Here is a 17349-nt window from a genome sequence, read left to right as displayed (position 1 = left end):
CTTTGGGGCGCACTCGCTAAAGGCGAGCTGCGGCACGTCTTTCCAGCACCTCCTACGCCTGCCGAGCTGATGTTGCTCCTCACGCCGTAATCCTCAGTTCAAGTGCTTGCAGATGTTCTGGTGGTCCGGCATGTCCAGGCCGATGTCGAGGATCGGGGCGCTGTGCGTCAGCCAACCCATGGAGATGAGATCGACACCGGTCGCCGCAATCGCCGCCGCCGTTTTCGGCATCACCCGACCGGACGCCTCGGTGATCGTACGGCCATCCACTATAGAAACCGCGCGGGCAAGATCCTCGACCGACATATTGTCGAGCAGCACCGCGTCAACACCAATCGCGAGCGCTGCATCGAGCTGCTTCAGCGTGTCGACCTCGACCTCGACCTTCACCATATGCCCTGCTGCGGCGCGCGCCCGCTCTATTGCTGTGCGGATATCGCCGGCGATCGCGATGTGGTTGTCCTTTATGAGCACGCCGTCATCGAGGCCGAACCGGTGATTGGCACCGCCGCCGACGCGCACGGCGTATTTCTCCAATGCCCGCAGCCCGGGCGTCGTCTTTCGCGTCGATACAATCCTCGCCTTGTGACCGCGCACGGCCTCAACCATGGCCGCTGTGGCAGTGGCAATGCCGCTCAGCCGGCATAAGAAATTGAGGGCCGTGCGTTCGGCCGTGAGCAGGCCTCGTGCGGGTCCGGACAATCTTGCAATGGTTTCCCCGGCCCCAACCTCGCTGCCATCAGGGCGCCAGATCTGGATGTTGATCGCCGGTTCCACGAGAAGGAAGGCATACGAGACCAGATCGAGCCCGGCAACGACGCCCGCCTGCCTCGCTTTGAGCACCAACGTGGCAGTGCAATCATACGGGATAACCGCATCGGTGGTCAGGTCGCCGGATCTGCCCAGGTCTTCGAGGAGCGCAACGCGCACAATCGGTTCGATCAGGGTCGCGGGGAGGGGGGAGAATGAAGTCATATCAAGTGCTCCGTATGGTAGCCCGGCAATCGAGTGCGGCCGCGGCCCGCATTGCGCTGTGCAGTGTGAGCCGTGATGGGCGCACGTTGGCATCGTGGAGCGGGAAATCGGACCGACAGTGCGCGCCTCGACTCTCTTCCCGCCTCAGGGCCGCCGCGGCGATCATCAGTGAGACCAAAGCCGGACCAGAGGCAGCGACACTATTGGCTGCGATCGGCAGCAGGGTCGCCACCGCTTCGCGCATTGCCTCGCCGTCGCGGATGATACCCAGGGCGGCGGAGACAATCGGGCGGACCACGGAAGCGTCTGGTCGTGGAGGGACGAATGTGGAGCATCTGCGCGGTCGCCGGGTATACGACGTGCCGGCAACGCTTTCGGCAACCCAGCTCGCGGTGACCGCCGCTTCGGTGAGCGAGTTGCTGGCCAGGCGGTTGGCGCCGTGCAGGCCGGTACAGGCCACCTCACCGCAGGCCCACAATCCCTCGATGGAGCTGCGGCCGGCGCTGTCTACGGCGACGCCGCCCATGTGATAATGTGCCGCCGGGCGCACCGGGATCACGTCGGTCGCGGGGTCGATTCCTGCGCTCCGGCACAATTCGGCGATGCCTGGAAAACGCTTGCCAAATCTCGGGCCGAGACTTTGCCGTGCGTCCAGGAATACGCGGCGTCCAACGGCAAGCTGGTGCCAAATGGCGCGCGCTACGACGTCGCGAGGCGCAAGTTCACCGCCAGGTGTGTCGGCGAGGAAGCGCTCTCCTCGCTCATCGATGAGCACCGCGCCTTCGCCACGCACGGCTTCGCTCACCAGCGGCATCGGCCGGCGCGGACCGTCGAGCGCAGTTGGATGGAACTGTATGAATTCCAAGTCGGCGAGTTCCGCCCCCGCCCATGCGGCGAGCGCCAGCCCGTGACCCCATGAGCCAGCGGGGTTTGTCGTGTCGCAAAACAGCCCGCCGACGCCGCCGGTCGCCAGCACCGCGCGACGCGTGGGCAGAGCGAGCGCGCCGGCTCGTCCTGCTGCGACCACGGCGATGACCGACCCGTCCTGCACGACCAGCCGGCGGACCTCCACATTTTCGATAATGGTGATCGAGGCTGTACGCCGAACCGCGGCGACGAGCGCGCGCACCAACTCGCGACCGGTGGCGTCGCCGGCTGCATGCACAATCCGCCGTCGCGAGTGTGCCGCCTCGAGCCCAAGTCGCAACGCGCGGTCAGGGTGCTGGTCGAAGTCGACGCCGAACCTTTGGATCGTCCTAATCGCTTCGGGTGCAGCTCGTACCACTCGCCGCACCGTGGCCTCATCGCAGAGTCCGTCGCCGGCAGCTATCGTGTCGCAAAGGTGAAAATCTGGGCCGTCGTCGCCCCCGAGACTTGCCGCAAGACCGCCCTGGGCAAGTTCACTGCAGGCTCCGGTTCCAAGCGGCGCGTTGGTCAAAAGCACGACCGGTTCCGGCGCCAGATGAAGCGCCGTCATCAGGCCGGCAATGCCGCCGCCGATGACGACCGGCGCCCCGGCGATGTCGCGAACCTCCAGACTCATAGGGAAAGCATGCGCTCGACCGCGCGGCGGGCGGGGCCGGCAATTTCGGGATCAATCCGGACCTCATGCCGGTTCTGCTCGAGTGCGGCGCGAATGTTAGCCAGGTTGATGCGCTTCATGTGCGGGCACAGATTGCATGGGCGAACGAACTCGACGTCGGGATGCGCGACCGCGACGTTGTCGCTCATCGAACATTCGGTCAGAAGGACGACACGCGTCGGTTTCTCACGCTCGACATAATCCGACATCGCCGCGGTCGAGCCGGAGAACTCCGCCTCCGCGACAACGTCTGGTGGGCATTCTGGATGGGCCAGCACGATGACGCCTGGATGGGCATCGCGCAGTTCCCGGATGTCTGCTGCGGTGAAGCGCTCATGCACCTCGCAATGGCCTTTCCAGGCGATGATCTCTACGTCTGTATCGGCTGCCACGTTCCTCGCCAGATATTCGTCCGGGAGCATCAGCACACGCGCCACGCCAAGCGATTCCACCACCGCCTTGGCGTTGCCGGACGTGCAGCAGATGTCGGACTCCGCTTTTACGGCGGCGGAAGTGTTGACGTAAGTAACAACGGGGACCCCCGGATACCGCAGCCGCATTAGCCGCACGTCGTTTGCCGTGATCGATTCGGCCAGCGAGCAGCCGGCGCGGAGATCCGGGATGAGCACGGTCTTGTTCGGATTGAGCAGTTTTGCCGTCTCGGCCATGAAATGAACGCCGGCAACCACGATGATGTCGGCGTCGACCGTCACCGCCTTGTGGGCCAACGCCAGGCTGTCGCCGACGATGTCTGCCACGCAATGAAAAATTTCGGGCGTCTGGTAATTGTGCGCCAGCACCACCGCATTGCGCTCACGCTTCAGCGCTAAGATGGCTTCAATATCGCCGGCGAACGCGGGCCATTCAACGGGTGGGATCACCCGCCGGACACGCTCATACAGGGACGCAGCCATAGGTAACGCCCCAGTCATTGGCGCCTCGATTATATTCGGTTTGACAATAAGGGAATATATCTACCTTGACTATAAGTATGTCAAGCCCGCGCCAGCGGTAATTTTGTCCCGGCGATAGCCCTGTCGTCGAGGACGGCATGCCGGAAGCGATAAAGCTTCGCCGGTCGGCCGCCCGTGTCGAGGGAGGTCTCCCCGGTCTCCTCAACAAGTTCCTGCTGCTCGACCAATCTCCGGAAGTTCGGCTTGTTGATCAGCCTGCCAGCCAAAGCTTCCACGGTTCGCTGCAGTTGCAGCAGCGTGAAGGAAGGCCGCATAAGCTCGAACACGACCGGCCGGTATTTGATCTTCGAACGCAGCCGCGCGATCCCGGTTGCCAGAATACGTCGGTGGTCAGCGACCATTGGTTTGCCAGCCGCGGCCGCAATCGCGTCCCTGCCGCCACCGGCCTCCTCAATCAGAGCAGCTTCATAGAGCAACTCGTAGCGTTGGAGCGTGAGTTCCTCGTTCCAATGGCGGTCGTCGAAGCCGAAGGCTATCGCAGCGCGCTGCCGGCGCTCGCGTTGAGTGGTCGGCTCGCTGGCGCCGCCGGCCCACTCAATCAGGCGGGGCCGCAATCTATCGAGCAGCACAGGCGGCGTGCCGAAGCGGTGGTCCTCCCAGGGAAAATATTCGTACCAACTTTGCCAGCCGCACGCGGCCGAGTTCGTTGCCTGTTCCTTCCTGGTCAATGCGAGATAGCTGATTGAGATGACGCGATGGTGGCGCTCAGTGCCGATGCGATCGCGATCGGCGAAGGTGTAGAGTTGCTCGATGTATCCAAGTGCATGGCCGGTCTGCTGCTCCACCCACCCCCTCAAACCCGACTGCAGTGATCGATGCTCAAGGGCAAAAGGTCCAGAAGGGAGGGTGTCCGCATGACCGACTGTGAGGACACAGGGCTCACTGTCGTTTACGGCGACCACGACGGCAGTCAGGTCCACTTTAGCTTCGTCAGCTTTGACGGCGGCTTTGCCTTTCTTGGTTCTTCTTGTCTGAGGATCCATGTTTGCGAAAGCGGGTTGGCCCAACGGAGCGCCTTAATCGATTGAATGTAACCTTGGCAGCCAGCACGTCAACACCGGAGTACTCAAGCGCTGTTTTTAGCTCTTCGCAGTCGCACAAAAATATGCCAAACGCGACACCCGCTGTTGGTAACGTAAGGGAAGGGGCCTCGGTTGAGCGCGGCTGGTGAGATAAAAGGGATGACTCCTCCAGATATTCGATCGCGAAAAGGCCAGACGCCACTTGTATGCTTGACGGCCTACACCACGCCGGTCGCGAGGCTGCTCGATCGCCACTGCGACATCGTTCTTGTCGGCGACAGCGTCGGCATGGTGCTGCACGGCCTGTCGTCGACGCTGGGGGTCACGCTCGACATGATGATCATGCACGGACAGGCCGTTCGCCGCGGCCTTGAACACGCGCTGATGGTCGTCGACCTGCCCTTCGGTTCCTACGAGGAAAGCCCAGAGCACGCTTTCGGCAACGCTGCGCGCGTGATGGGTGAGACCGGTTGTTCAGCGGTAAAGATCGAGGGCGGCGAGACCATCGCGGAAACCATCCGCTTCCTTACCGCGCGCGGCGTACCTGTCATGGCCCATGTGGGCCTGACGCCGCAGGCGGTAAACACGTTTGGAGGCTATCGTGTGCAGGGCCGGGGAGCCGATGCAGAGCGGATCAGGCGCGACGCCAGGGCGGTAACCGAAGCGGGCGCCTTCTCCTTGGTGCTGGAAAAGATACCGGAGCAGCTTGCACGGCAGATAACCGCCGATATCGACATACCCACAATCGGCATCGGTGCCTCGCCAGCTTGCGACGGCCAGATTCTGGTGAGCCACGATATGCTCGGGCTCTTCACCTCATTTCGGCCGAAGTTCGTCAAACGCTATGCCGAGCTCGGTGAGCAGGCTGAGGCGGCAATCGCCGCTTACGCCACCGATGTGCGGAACCGGCACTTTCCGGCGGTCGAACATCTCTATGTCAACGCCTTGAAGGCCGGTGACTTCACATGAGCGTGCCGATCGCTCGGACCGTGAGCGAGCTGCGCGGCGTCGTTGCGCAATGGCGTCGCTCGGGTGCCACGATCGGTATTGTGCCGACCATGGGAGCCTTGCACGACGGGCATCTGAGCCTCGTGCGGAAGGCGCTCGAAAGGGCCGAGCGGGTGATCGTGACGCTGTTCGTAAACCCCAAGCAGTTCAACAGCCCCGCCGACCTGATTGCCTACCCTCGGACGGAAAGCGACGATGCTGCCAAGCTCGCTCTGCTGGGCACGCATCTGCTCTATGTGCCGGACACAGAGGAAATGTACCAGGTGGGCTTCGCCACGGCCGTTTCAGTGTCCGGCATCAGCGAATGCCTTTGCGGCGCATTCCGGCCCGGCCATTTCAATGGCGTGGCGACGGTCGTGGCCAAGCTCTTCCTGCAGGCCGGCGCTGACTTCGCCTTTTTTGGCGAAAAGGATTTTCAGCAACTTCAGCTTGTCAGGCGCTTGGTCCGGGATCTCGACATTCCGATCACTATTGTGCCCTGTCCGACAGTCCGCGAAGCCGATGGTCTTGCGCTATCGTCGCGTAACGTGCGGCTCTCCCCAGCCCAACGCGCCATTGCCCCAAAACTAGCATCGGTCCTGCTCGATACGGCCGAGCGGCTTGCACGCGGCTCCCCCATCCTGCCTACGCTTGATGAAGCGCGTGCAGCAATTCTGGCTGCCGGCTATCGCGAGCTCGAATACCTGGAGCTTCGCGGAGAAACAGACCTGCAATCGTTAGCAAGCCTTGACCGACCGGCACGCTTGCTTGCTGCGGCTTGGCTTGGCGACACGCGGCTCATCGATAACGTCGCAATATCACCCATTGGTAGTTGGTCAGGTGGGCGGAGCTCTCTCCAATCGGAAGCAGCACAGCAATTGCGGTGATGACGGCGGCGCGTCTGCCCTGCAGGGACAGGCCATCATTTAGAATCACGTCTCCGTCGACTTCCAGCAACCTCCGCGAGGTACGCTAAGCGCAGATGCATCGCGTATTTGAAACCTTGGTCGAGCAACTCTCTGCAAGCGTCGATGCCGTCGATCTCCATGAGGCAATGGCGTCCGCCGCAGCCGGGTTCGACTTTCCGCTCTTCGCTTATTTCACCTACCCATCCGCTTCCGGCGACAGGCCACGATTTATCTCGAATTATCCATCATCATGGACATCACATTACCTGCAACAGCGCTACCACAGCGTGGATCCCGTGATCCTGCGGGGACTGCGGGGCTGGGATACCTTCGACTGGGGTGTGGACCGCGATCACCGTTATTTGCCGACCTCTCAGCAGGAAGTCCTGGAAAAAGCAGCTGAGTTCGGCATTCGCGGCGGACTGACCATGTCGATGCATGATCATCGCGGCCGGTTCGCCGCACTGACCTTCGCCTCCAACGAGGCGCATCCGCCATTTCTGAGGTCGCTGACGCGCTACGAAAAAGCAATGCAACTGGTTGCGATCAACGTTCATATCCATGCCCGGCGCAGGCTCGCCGAAGATTGCGTGGTAGATGGCATAACGCTCACCCGGCGGGAGTTCGAGTGCCTGAAATGGGCGGCGTGCGGCAAGTCGGCCTGGGATATCAGCCAGATTCTCGGTGTCTCGAAACGCACCGTGACCTTCCATCAGGAAAACGCCAAGGCGAAGCTTGGCGTGCGAACCATCAACCAGGCCGTAGTGCGGATGGCTGCTCGGGCGAGATCCTGATCCTCTCCAAGTCTAGCTGTAAAGGTCTACAGGCTGCATTCATGACGGCTTTGCCCTTCGATTGCGTGGACACATCCCGCACGGAGACGACAATGATGCAGCTGATAACACCCGACTGCTACGCCGAGTTTGCGAGCGAACTCAAGGAAATGCACGGACTTAGGTATCGGGTTTTCAAGAAGCGGCTCGATTGGGAAGTGCAGACCGAAGGCGAAATGGAAACGGACCCGTTTGACAGCCTGAACCCCGTCTACCTGCTTCTCAAGGGGTCCGATTGGCGAACTTGCGGCTGCGTCCGCCTTTTGCCGACCACCGGACCGACAATGTTGCGCGATACGTTTCCGACGCTGCTGGATGAGATGGTGGTCCCTGCGAGTGCCGATGTCTGGGAGAGTAGTCGTTTCGCGCTCGATCTCCCTGCGACAGCGCCGAAGGCAGCTGGCGGCCTGGCCCAAGCAACCTACGAGCTCTTCGCGGGGATCATCGAATTCGGCTTGGCCAACAATCTCTCCGGGATCGTAACGGTGACAGATACGCGCATCGAAAGGATCCTTCGTCTCGCGACCTGGCCGTTGTCACGTATCGGACAGCCCAAGCAGGTCGGCAACACCGAGGCAGTCGCCGGCTTCCTCGATATTTCCTACGCCAGTCTCTTGCGCATCCGCTGGAGGGGACGCCTCAACGGGCCGGTGTTGTGGCAACCAGTTCTCATCCAATCGGCATAGCGCCTGCGGATGCTCAGCCGTGACTTGAGTTAAGTCTGCTCACGGCCGCCACCGCCGCCGTGAGGGTGAGCGGACCCGCCCCCACGAGCTTTCGACTGTTCCGGTCGATTGGCTCGCGCGGCCGGACTTTGGATTTCCGTAGGCGCAACCCGGAGTCCAGCGTGAGCACGCCAAAATGGCGCCCCTCCGCTTCGTCCAAAGAAGCCAACGTGGCTTCTGAGGTCGTCTTAGAATATTGGACCGGCCGCCGTGAGCGATCGCAACCTCAAACCTTTGCCGGTATGCCGGTTTGGCCGGACCGTCGGCCAGTCGGAGCAGTCCCCTGATAAGGACCCGAGCTGACGCGCGGTCCAACAGCGCCCGAGCCTATGCTTTGTGCATTACCGTTCGGTTGGCCATGTCGTCCAAGACCGCATGAAGAAGGCTTCCAACCTCCTGCGCAGCGAGCTCTGGCGCAATTCCTACATCGGACAATTGAATGAGCATTTTCTTGGCAGAACAGCGCCAGAACGCACTCGCCGCCTCGCCGTTCTTGGTCTCGAGGGCCTGGGCGATACTTTCGACCAATATACGTCGCCGATGCAGCGGAAATACGCAAATGTTTGATTCATGCATCAATCACCTCACAGATTCAGTTCCACAAAGAAAAACACCGGCGTCTTCAAAAGAGCCCCGCTAGCGCGGTGACGGTTCGCGGCGACATGACGAGTTCCACTTCCCCATCGACAAGCCATTGGGAGATGAGCCGCCGGACCGCATATCCGGGACCGCACATAAGGTGAACCACCATTGCTCATCCGGCTGCATTTTCCTGGGCCGTTCGACGAGGCGTTCCAGCCGAATTGACGTCCAATGACTTGATCTCTGAAAGGGCAGGGCGGTACGAATCACCCGATTGTTCCGCTGCTTACATTCCTGCGAGCTTGTGTATGAACGATTAAAGCGTGCCCGAGCCGTTCTTGGTGGCCGCCGAAGAAGGGAATCATGTCATCCGCTGCCTATCGTAGGCGGCGCGACTTCTAGCATGACTGCACTGCCCCGACAGGGCTTTGCAATCGCGCGTTTCGAAGCCTATGCTTTGGCATCGGCCGGCATTTACTTCGGTGCAGCCGACAGTAAGACGTACGCGCTCTTGCCCCGTTGGAAGAGAGCCTTGCCCGATCCCTCTTTCGCGACCAGGTGCTGAAGCCCTCACCCCGCAGGACTTCGCGCTTTTGCGACCATCGCTGCATCACGTCGAACCGGGCATCAAGGACAAGTTGGAGGTCGCGCATCAGCCGATCAAGAACGTATATTTTCCCGAGAGGGGCATCGCGTCGGTGGTCGCCACCATGACCGGCGGGCGGCAAGGTGAAGTCGGCATTGTCGGCGATGACGGGATGAAAGGAATTGCCGTCATTCTCGGAAAGGAAAGCACTACCTGGCGCCTGCCGGTTGAAAACCTTCGCCCTGCGATTAGCCCGTCGCTTCGCACCTCAGTGCTGGACTATGCCCACGCGTTCCTCATCCAATCATGCCGGACGGCACTGGTCAATGGCCACTCCAAGATCGAAGAACGGCTGGCCCGCTGGCAGCTGATGGTCCACGACCGTGCGGAAGGAGATAAGATCCTCCCGACGCATGAATTTCTGGCGACCATGCTCGCGCCCACCGCCCGGGGTCACCACGGCCCTGCAAATGCTTGAGTATCGAGGACTGGTGCACGCCAAGCGCGGCGAGATCACGATCGTGCCGGATTGATAAAGCTCACACATGGCGCTTATGACAAGGAGGAGCAGCGTTATTTCGGCCTGGCCGCTGCCTGAAGCATGTCGGGTTGAAACGGGTTCAGCCGACGTCTCCTTGCCCTTCACCAGGTCGCCCAAAAGCATCAGCGGTTTTGAACGAATCGCAGCGATTGTCCGCAATCGGACATAGGCTTGAAGGCGGTCGAATTCGTGCCATAAGTCGGGTTGGTCAGGGTTCAGGGAGGAATTCGTCATGACCAATTCGTTTCACACCGTCACCGTCGAAAAAGCCGCCGAAGCCTATGTCCTTTCCAGGGGAAGGGTCCGCTTTCTCTCCATGGCGCAGGCGATCCGCACCATCCGAACACTAATGCCGGCATGCAAGGCCACCGAACGCGAGTTGGAGGAACTGTTGGCGGCCGCTTCCTTCGTTCATGCGTGCCCCTTCGACACAAAAACAGCCGATGGTGTAGAACCACGGCTGCATTCCTAAGAGGGCATGCCGCGCCATGCAGACTGTCAGAGGGCATTCGTCAGATGGTAGTCCGCTAACTTAACTGCAGAGTCTAAAGGACGTGTTCCAGCATTGCGAACTCACCGATCGCTTTGTTGCAAAGCTGCCAGCAAGCGATCGCCTCGTCCATCCGTTTGCACCATCTCATCACAGACATCATCGGCGATGCTACCTGTCCAGCATATGTCCAGCATTTCGCAAGGCGGCCAGAAGGAGCCTCGCATAGCCTGTGACATCGATCTGGGCCTGCATCGAAAGGGGCATGCTGGTCCAGTTCTCCAACGGTGCAATGAAAGGTGAGAAGGTGCCATTGACAAGGCAACAACAGCTAACAAGGCCCTCTCGGTCCAATGCCACCACACCGATCTTGTCGCCTGGATATCCAATGGCTGCGACTCGCTGGACCTCCAGGTCACCGTCCACCCGCACGTCAAAAAGAAGGCTACCACGGCTCCTCGTGGCTATCTCAGCCGCCTTCTCATCAAAGCTTGAAGAGAGCAAGCGGACGCTTTCCACCGCCATCTGGAAAATCACCAAATCCAGTTCATTCACGGCCATATGGGCATTTCCGCGCAATGGGTGGTGATTGCAATGACACATACTGCTTGTTCACAGATGTCGGTCACGAACGATCATTCGTCGGGTTCCGGTTCCGACCAACGGTGTCGCCACCTGATCGTGCTGCGGTTCGAACCTTCCTAACGCGAGCCGAGCGCGCTATGAGGTTGGAGTCTAGGTCTCGGACCTTGCCTCGCGGCTTGCTCATCTTTGGCAGACCCGCTGCAACGCCGCGCGATGGCGCAAACGCCAGATGACGCTGATCCATCGCTTGATCGTGAACTGAGCTTCTGAACACCATTGGGACAGCAGGGTGGAAGGGCTTGACCAACGCCGCCCCCGTTTTCCAAGAGGACCCGTCCTCGATTGAATCTTTCGAGCCCCGTGCGGCGCGCAGCCAAATGATGACCATCTGGACCCTGCTCGCAGACCGCAAGGCAAAGAGGGAACCTTCCAGGCAGCCAAGCTGCGCCGACGCAAAGAGCGACCTTTGGAATTCCCAAGAATTGAGCCTTCCATAGTTGCAACAGGCAACCACTGCACGAGTGTGGGAGAGCGAATCGCAAGCATTGCGTGAGGTCCTGCGCGTTTTCCCCTCTTTGCTATTTGGCACATCGTTTGCGCCGAAGTGGGCGCAGCGTTCGACCGGAGCACTGCATGGGAGAGGGAGGAGCCCCACCCCGATCCGGTCAAGGAGAGAGACGGTGTTGGTTCCAAGAGTTCCCCGCGCGATCGCAGCGCCCCGCAAGCGCCATTTTGCCCGGACCTACGTGCAGGTACTTGCCGCCATAATCCTGGGTGCCGCAATCGGCTATTTCCATTTGGAGACCGGCCACAGCCTGAAGCCGCTCGGCGATGCCTTCGTCGAGGTCGTCAAGATAATCACCGTACCTGTCATCTTCCTGACAATAGCGACCGGCATTGCCGGCATGAGCGATCTGCAGAAGGTCGGCCGAGTTGCCGCCAAGGCGATGGTCTATTTTCTCACCTTCTCGACGCTCGCTTTTGTTGTCGGGCTGATTGTCACGAATATCGTTCAGCCTGGCGCCGGCCTCAACATCGATCCGGCCTCGCTCGATGTCGAAGCCGTTAAGGGCTATGTGGCCACGGCTCACGAGCAGTCCGTGACCAGCTTCCTGATGAACATCATCCCGTCAACGATTGCCAGTGCCTTCGCGGAAGGCGACATCCTGCAAGTCTTGTTCCTCTCGGTCCTGTTCCTCTCGGTCCTGTTCGGCGCGGTCTGCCGCTACAACGGCCGCTCGCTCTTCTCTCTCGTCCGATACATCAAGGACGAGCTGCTGCTCGCAATGTCCTCCTCAGAGGCCGCGCTGGCCTCGCTCATGGAGAAGATGGAAAAGGCCGGCGCCACGCATTCGGTCGTGGGTCTCATTCCATTCAATCTGGACGGCACGAATATGATGCTCGCCGCCCTTTTCATCGCCCAAGCGACGAAAACTGATCTCCCGATCGGCTGCCGGATCCTCATGCTGTTTGTCGCATTGTTCCCTTCGAACGGAACAACCCGCATTACCGGTGCAGGCCTCGTCACAATGGCTGCAACGCTCTTTCTTGTTCCGGCCGCACCGGTCACCTCCGTGGGGCTTATTCTTGGCGTTGATCAGCTTATGTCCGAATGCCACGCGCTGACGGTTTTTCTCCGCAGCGTAGCGGCAACGCTGGCTGTCACCCGGTCCGGGGCGAGCGGGATAAACGACGATTCGGGGAGCGCCTCACTAGCGGACCGTTCAGCGCTCTGGCGGTGGACGGTCAAGTCGCCCGGCGTGGTGAACACAATTCCCCGTGCGAACGACGCTCAGCTATTGGGGTGGACCCGATGGCGCAAAGCCGTATTTGAGAAACCGCCAGATCGCACCGGCACTTTTGCGCCTGTAGCAACTGCGGGGCACGATTCAAAACTGACCCATTTTACACCAAAAAGGCGGGCCGTTGCTGCCACGCCGTCCATGGATTGGAGACTCATGTCTAAGCCGACTGCCATCACTGTCGCAGCTCTTCTTTTACTCCTCGCCTTGCTGGCGAGCCAATATAGCGCGAACCTGCACCGGCAGGCGTGGTCGACCGACAGGCAAAAGTGGAGCGGCGCATTCGACAACTATCTCCTTCGCCAATCGCCGGCAACCCGCAAGGCGATGCCGTTCTGGTCATATTCAATGACTACCACAACTGTCCGCATTGCAGACTGGCTGATATCAACTACCAAAAAGCCTTCAAGCATGAACCCAATCTGAAGCTTGTGATCAAACAGTTCCCGGTCCTGGGACCGGATTCCCAATTCCCAGCCTTCGCCGCACTCGCCTCGAGAAAACAGGGAAAGTTCGACGAATTCCACCGCGCCCTTATGATTTCCCCCAGTTGAAGGGTCACTCTCAAGATCGCAGCGCGTGTAGGCCTTGACGTTGAGCAGCTCAAGCGGGAATGCAAGATCCGGCCATCGCAGATGAAATGCACGCGTCCGCGCACTCGCGAAAGGTCTGCACTTAGACGGTACGCCCGCGTTGGTGGTCTATAGTGGCCGCCGGACCTTGTGGACATGGCCAGCTTGCAACGCTTGCATCGCCGATGCGCGCTCAAAGCGTGCTGGCTCTCGTGCGGGGCAGCATCTGTAGATCGGCCACGCTGTTGTTGCCGGAGCGTGCCGTTTGTGGCAGCTGGCTTGCTGTCGCTCCTCGTAATCTTGTTGCGGTCATCCAGCTGCCGTGGGCGCCAACAACAATCCTGAGCGCCCGCGCCTGAAGTCGCTGGCCGGGTGCTCGTGAACCGAGCCCGCTTTTCTTCGGCAAGCTCAGGCGGTCTTGGCCCTGCGGCATCGCCCCCTGGCGCGGGGCAGCCTTCGGCTGCTGACGGTCGCCGGCCTGTCGGCCGGCGTCTTTCTATTGTGGCCTTCCCCCTGGCGCAGGGTGGGCAGCACTCCCTTCTAGGCCCGCCGCGGCGTCCCGCAACCCTTCGCTTGTCGCTTTCGGGTCCTCCACTCCGTTCCGGTCCTGCTGATGCAGTCTGCCTCCGACGGCGGGCCTTTCCGGTCGCTTTTGCCGCCCACCCCGCTTCCGGGGAGGGCGCGCGATTGTAGAGCGGAGGACATCACGATGCGTGCAAACAACAAACGTTGCGGCAGCCGACAGGCTGGCGCAGACAGTGGCGGGCGCACCGGCGCCAGCCTTTATCAGGAAATCACCGACCGCATCATTGCCGAACTGGAGCGCGGCACCGTGCCATGGGTCAAGCCGTGGGGCAGGGCAAGGACAGGCCTCGGCCTGCCGCGGAATGCGGCCACCCAGCGCCGATATTCCGGCATCAATATCCTGATCCTGTGGGGCGCGGTCATCGAGCGTGGTTTCCCCAGCCAGAACTGGCTCACCTTCCGGCAGGCGCTTTCGCTTGGCGGCAATGTCAGAAAGGGCGAGCACGGCACCACCATCGTTCACGCTGACCGCTTTGTTCCCAAGAACGAAAAGCAACGCGCCGACACCGATGGCGACGAACCGCAGGCGGTGCCCTTCCTGAAGCGCTTCACCGTCTTCAATGTCGCGCAGTGCGATAATCTGCCCGAACATCTTTACGACGCCGGCGAGCCTCTGCCTGAGCGCGAGATTGTCCCGCAGGCCGAGGCGCTCATTCATGCAACCGGCGCTGATTTTCGCATCGGCGGCGAGCGCGCCTTCTACATGCCCGGCAGCGACACCATACAGGTGCCGCCGCAGCCGGCTTTCTTCCACCAGATCGACTATTACCGGACCTGCTTTCACGAGCTTGGCCACTGGACCGGCCACCCGAGGCGACTCGCGCGCGACCTGTCCGGCTCCTTCGGGTCCAACACCTATGCGCGCGAGGAACTCGTCGCCGAAATCGCATCAGCCTTCATCTGCAGCAGTCTCGGCATCGAGCCGACCGTGCGCCATGCCGACTACATCGGCTCATGGCTGACGGTTTTGCGCGAGGACAACCGCGCCATCTTCCGCGCCGCAAGCCATGCCTCGAAAGCCGCCGATTTCCTGCTTGGCCGCAATGTCGATGTCGAAGGTGAGGCACATGCCGAAACCGCCTATGGGACCGCGCAATCCTCACACGCGACCGCCTTGCGCCTCTGATGACGCAAAGCCGCGCGCAACCAACTCGACAGTTCTTTTGAGGTTGCCCTAACACCGATGGCCGGCGTTGGCGTGGATCGTTCATCGGACCGAGGTTCGCAAAAAAAGAGGGCGGCATTGATGCCGCCCTCTCAGACTGCTGACAAACCCCTGGCATTTGCTGGGGGTTTTTGATTCACTGGGTCATGTTGAAGCGACCCGCCCCTGAACAGACCGCGCTCGAGATGGTGACGCTGGATCAGTTGGTTCCTGCCGATCACCTTTTGCGCAAGATCGACCGTGTGATCGATTTCACCTTCATCCACGATCTGACCGCGCCGCTGTATTGCCCCGACAATGGCCGCCCGCCGCTCGACCCGACCTTGATGTTCAAGGCGCTGTTCATCGGCTACCTGTTTGGCGTTCGCTCGGAGCGGCAGCTGGTGCGCGAGATCGAGGTCAATGTCGCCTATCGTTGGTTCCTGCGACTGAAGCTGACGGACAAGGTGTTCGACGCCTCGACGTTGAGCCAGAACCGGCGGCGGCGTTACGACGACACCAGCGTGTCGCAGGCGATCTTCGACCGCATTGTTGAGCAGGCGATCCGGGCGGGCTTGGTCGACGGCACGGTGCTGTACACCGACTCCACCCATCTGAAGGCCAACGCCAACAAGGGCAAATACGATCTTGCCATGATCGCCAAGTCGCGGGCCGACTATTGGGCCGACCTCGATCGTGCGATCGACACCGAACGGGCGCTGCATGGCCAGAAGCCGCTGAAGCAGAAGGAGCGGCGGCCTGCGGTTAAGGAGACCAAGGTCTCGCGCACCGACCCCGACAGCGGCTACATGGTACGCGAGGGCAAGCCGAAGGGCTTTTTCTATCTCGACCATCGCACGGTGGATGCGGCGCACGCCATCATCACCGACACGCACACGACGGCGATCGTCCACGATTCGACCGTCTACCTGTCGAGGCTCGATCGGCAGGTGCAGCGCTTCGGCTTTGATGTCGGCGCCGTCGGGCTGGACGCCGGCTATGCCACGGCAGGCATCGCCAAAGGACTGGAGGATCGGGCAATCCGCGGTGTCACCGGTTATCGTCGCCCCAGACCGCCCAAGCCCGGCCATGATGGGTCCGTCCTCCTTCACCCATGAGCCGGCGGCTGATGGCTATCGCTGCCTACAGGGCCAGATGCTGGCCTACGCCACCACCGACCGCAATGGCTACCGCCACTACAAGAGTGACCCGGCTATCTGCCGCGACTGCCCGCTGCTTGCCTCCTGCACCAGCAATGCCAAGGCCCAACGCACCATCATCCGCCATGCCTGGGCCGATGCGAAGGAGCGCACCGACGCCAACCGGCTGACCGCATGGGGCAAGGCTATCTACCGCCGCCGCAAGGAGACCGTCGAGCGCTCCTTCGCCGACGCCAAGCAACTGCATGGTCACCGCTATGCGCGGTTCCGAAGTCTCACCAAGGTCGCCTGCCAGTGCCTGATCGCCGCCGCCGCCCAGAACATCAAAAAGATCGCCCTTTGCCTGTGCCCGAAACCCAAGCCGGCCCGCGCATGAGGCTCAATGCCTCTTGTCAAAATCTCCTGACACAAACAGTCCAAGACACTTCAATCACATAACAAAAAACCCCGCCGAAAATCGACGGGGTTTGTCAGCAGTCTGAGAGGGCGGCATTGATGCCGCCCTCTCGTTGCGAAAGCTGCCAGAGCTGGATTAGAAATCCATGCCGCCCATGCCGCCCATGCCGCCGCCGCCCATGCCGCCAGGCATGCCGCCGCCAGCCGACTCCTTCTTCGGAGCCTCCGCGATCATGGCTTCGGTGGTGACCAGCAGGCCGGCGACCGAGGCCGCGTCCTGCAGAGCCGTGCGCACAACCTTGACCGGATCGACGATACCCAGGGCGATCATGTCGCCATATTCGCCGGTCTGGGCGTTGTAGCCGAAGGTCGCGCCCTTGTTCTCAAGGATCTTGCCGGCAACGATCGATGCTTCCGCACCGGCGTTGGCCGCGATCTGGCGGGCCGGAGCCTGCAGCGCACGACGCACGATGTTGATGCCGGCGGCCTGGTCGGCGTTGACGCCGGTGGCCTTGATGTTGGCCGAAGCGCGCAGCAGCGCGACGCCGCCGCCTGCAACGATGCCTTCTTCGACGGCCGCGCGGGTCGCGTTGAGGGCGTCATCGACGCGGTCCTTCTTTTCCTTGACTTCGACTTCCGTCGCACCGCCGACGCGGATCACCGCAACGCCGCCCGCCAGCTTCGCGAGACGTTCCTGCAGCTTCTCCTTGTCGTAGTCCGAGGTGGTCTCTTCGATCTGCTGCTTGATCTGGGCGACGCGGCCCTGGATCTCGGCCTTCTTGCCGGCGCCGTCGACGATGGTGGTGTTCTCCTTGGAGATCGACACCTTCTTGGCGCGGCCGAGCATGTTGAGGCCGACGTTCTCGAGCTTGATGCCGAGGTCTTCCGAGATGACCTGGC

General features: G+C 61.3%; 16 protein-coding genes and 1 pseudogene. 10 read left to right on the top strand and 7 right to left on the bottom strand.

What is annotated here, in order from left to right; genetic code table 11:
* Positions 1-93 precede the first annotated feature (93 nt).
* The 4 genes from nadC to P3C39_RS30610 all read right to left on the bottom strand — a co-directional run bounded on the left by nadC (position 94) and on the right by P3C39_RS30610 (position 4514).
* Positions 94-975: a carboxylating nicotinate-nucleotide diphosphorylase gene (nadC, locus tag P3C39_RS30625; RefSeq protein WP_024505570.1), complete on the bottom strand. Its 882-nt coding sequence runs from the start codon at positions 973-975 to the stop codon at positions 94-96.
* Between the two features lies 1 nt (position 976).
* Positions 977-2518, bottom strand: coding sequence for an L-aspartate oxidase (locus P3C39_RS30620; protein ID WP_127330663.1), 1542 nt, complete (start codon positions 2516-2518; stop codon positions 977-979).
* Positions 2515-3489, bottom strand: a complete 975-nt coding sequence (gene nadA / locus P3C39_RS30615) for a quinolinate synthase NadA (protein WP_095486074.1) — start codon at positions 3487-3489, stop codon at positions 2515-2517. Before nadA ends, P3C39_RS30620 begins: the two co-directional genes overlap by 4 nt.
* Positions 3490-3551: 62 nt before the next feature.
* Positions 3552-4514 carry a hypothetical protein gene (locus tag P3C39_RS30610; RefSeq protein WP_127319931.1) on the bottom strand — a complete coding sequence of 321 codons (963 nt, stop codon included), beginning with the start codon at positions 4512-4514 and terminating at the stop codon, positions 3552-3554.
* 171 nt (positions 4515-4685) lie between these two features.
* Here P3C39_RS30610 and panB point away from each other — a divergent pair, with 171 nt between their 5' ends.
* The 4 genes from panB (at position 4686) to P3C39_RS30590 (ending at position 7967) form a co-directional block, all read left to right on the top strand.
* Positions 4686-5522 carry a 3-methyl-2-oxobutanoate hydroxymethyltransferase gene (gene panB / locus P3C39_RS30605; protein ID WP_127319929.1) on the top strand — a complete coding sequence of 279 codons (837 nt, stop codon included), beginning with the start codon at positions 4686-4688 and terminating at the stop codon, positions 5520-5522.
* The gene (panC, locus tag P3C39_RS30600) at positions 5519-6427 is read left to right on the top strand and encodes a pantoate--beta-alanine ligase (RefSeq protein WP_024505565.1); all 909 of its coding nucleotides are present in this window, start codon (positions 5519-5521) and stop codon (positions 6425-6427) included. The genes panB and panC overlap by 4 nt, the downstream gene beginning before the upstream one ends.
* 95 nt (positions 6428-6522) lie before the next feature.
* The gene (locus P3C39_RS30595) at positions 6523-7242 is read left to right on the top strand and encodes a LuxR family transcriptional regulator (RefSeq protein WP_024505564.1); all 720 of its coding nucleotides are present in this window, start codon (positions 6523-6525) and stop codon (positions 7240-7242) included.
* 92 nt (positions 7243-7334) lie between these two features.
* Positions 7335-7967, top strand: coding sequence for an acyl-homoserine-lactone synthase (locus P3C39_RS30590; RefSeq protein WP_024505563.1), 633 nt, complete (start codon positions 7335-7337; stop codon positions 7965-7967).
* A gap of 366 nt (positions 7968-8333) precedes the next feature.
* Here the strand turns inward: P3C39_RS30590 and P3C39_RS30585 are convergent, their stop codons facing one another.
* Positions 8334-8582 carry a DUF6074 family protein gene (locus tag P3C39_RS30585; protein ID WP_032899751.1) on the bottom strand — a complete coding sequence of 83 codons (249 nt, stop codon included), beginning with the start codon at positions 8580-8582 and terminating at the stop codon, positions 8334-8336.
* A gap of 599 nt (positions 8583-9181) precedes the next feature.
* Here P3C39_RS30585 and P3C39_RS30580 point away from each other — a divergent pair.
* Positions 9182-9652 carry a hypothetical protein gene (locus P3C39_RS30580; protein WP_245463567.1) on the top strand — a complete coding sequence of 157 codons (471 nt, stop codon included), beginning with the start codon at positions 9182-9184 and terminating at the stop codon, positions 9650-9652.
* A gap of 295 nt (positions 9653-9947) precedes the next feature.
* Positions 9948-10187, top strand: a complete 240-nt coding sequence (locus tag P3C39_RS30575; RefSeq protein WP_127319927.1) for a hypothetical protein — start codon at positions 9948-9950, stop codon at positions 10185-10187.
* A gap of 189 nt (positions 10188-10376) precedes the next feature.
* On the opposite strand, the gene P3C39_RS30570 is transcribed toward P3C39_RS30575, so the two are convergent.
* Complete coding sequence (locus P3C39_RS30570; protein ID WP_024505560.1) at positions 10377-10766, bottom strand: hypothetical protein; 390 nt, start codon at positions 10764-10766, stop codon at positions 10377-10379.
* A 707-nt stretch (positions 10767-11473) separates the two neighbouring features.
* On the opposite strand from P3C39_RS30570, the pseudogene P3C39_RS30565 reads away from it, so the two are divergent.
* The 4 genes and pseudogenes from P3C39_RS30565 to P3C39_RS30550 form a co-directional block, all read left to right on the top strand.
* Positions 11474-12460, top strand: a pseudogene (locus tag P3C39_RS30565) (cation:dicarboxylase symporter family transporter); the annotation flags it as partial.
* A gap of 380 nt (positions 12461-12840) precedes the next feature.
* Positions 12841-13146 (top strand): thioredoxin domain-containing protein, encoded by a 306-nt coding sequence (locus P3C39_RS30560; protein ID WP_346016462.1) that lies wholly within the window; start codon positions 12841-12843, stop codon positions 13144-13146.
* Between the two features lie 727 nt (positions 13147-13873).
* Positions 13874-14875 carry a zincin-like metallopeptidase domain-containing protein gene (locus P3C39_RS30555; protein WP_127319925.1) on the top strand — a complete coding sequence of 334 codons (1002 nt, stop codon included), beginning with the start codon at positions 13874-13876 and terminating at the stop codon, positions 14873-14875.
* Between the two features lie 185 nt (positions 14876-15060).
* A protein-coding gene (locus P3C39_RS30550) for an IS1182 family transposase (RefSeq protein ID WP_127382146.1) occupies positions 15061-16429 on the top strand; the annotation gives its coding sequence in 2 pieces (ribosomal slippage) (positions 15061-15981 and positions 15983-16429; 1368 coding nt in all).
* A gap of 156 nt (positions 16430-16585) precedes the next feature.
* Here the strand turns inward: P3C39_RS30550 and P3C39_RS30545 are convergent.
* The coding region (locus P3C39_RS30545) for a TCP-1/cpn60 chaperonin family protein (RefSeq protein ID WP_275954914.1) at positions 16586-17349 on the bottom strand (764 nt) is incomplete at its 5' end.

The organism is Mesorhizobium sp. XAP4 (assembly GCF_029269325.1).
GTDB lineage: Bacteria > Pseudomonadota > Alphaproteobacteria > Rhizobiales > Rhizobiaceae > Mesorhizobium > Mesorhizobium ciceri.
The sequence above is the reverse complement of the archived record's forward strand: the minus strand, read 5'-3'. Positions and strand labels throughout refer to the sequence as shown.

What these genes read in the sequence shown, in the direction of transcription:
- P3C39_RS30590 (WP_024505563.1), top strand. Translation starts at nt 7,335, where the DNA reads ATGATGCAGCTGATAACACCCGACTGCTACGCCGAGTTTGCGAGCGAA.
- panC (WP_024505565.1), top strand. Translation starts at nt 5,519, where the DNA reads ATGAGCGTGCCGATCGCTCGGACCGTGAGCGAGCTGCGCGGCGTCGTT.
- nadA (WP_095486074.1), bottom strand. Translation starts at nt 3,489, where the DNA reads ATGACTGGGGCGTTACCTATGGCTGCGTCCCTGTATGAGCGTGTCCGG.
- P3C39_RS30610 (WP_127319931.1), bottom strand. Translation starts at nt 4,514, where the DNA reads ATGGATCCTCAGACAAGAAGAACCAAGAAAGGCAAAGCCGCCGTCAAA.
- P3C39_RS30555 (WP_127319925.1), top strand. Translation starts at nt 13,874, where the DNA reads ATGCGTGCAAACAACAAACGTTGCGGCAGCCGACAGGCTGGCGCAGAC.
- P3C39_RS30585 (WP_032899751.1), bottom strand. Translation starts at nt 8,582, where the DNA reads ATGCATGAATCAAACATTTGCGTATTTCCGCTGCATCGGCGACGTATA.
- P3C39_RS30595 (WP_024505564.1), top strand. Translation starts at nt 6,523, where the DNA reads ATGCATCGCGTATTTGAAACCTTGGTCGAGCAACTCTCTGCAAGCGTC.
- P3C39_RS30620 (WP_127330663.1), bottom strand. Translation starts at nt 2,518, where the DNA reads ATGAGTCTGGAGGTTCGCGACATCGCCGGGGCGCCGGTCGTCATCGGC.
- nadC (WP_024505570.1), bottom strand. Translation starts at nt 975, where the DNA reads ATGACTTCATTCTCCCCCCTCCCCGCGACCCTGATCGAACCGATTGTG.
- P3C39_RS30570 (WP_024505560.1), bottom strand. Translation starts at nt 10,766, where the DNA reads ATGGCCGTGAATGAACTGGATTTGGTGATTTTCCAGATGGCGGTGGAA.
- P3C39_RS30575 (WP_127319927.1), top strand. Translation starts at nt 9,948, where the DNA reads ATGACCAATTCGTTTCACACCGTCACCGTCGAAAAAGCCGCCGAAGCC.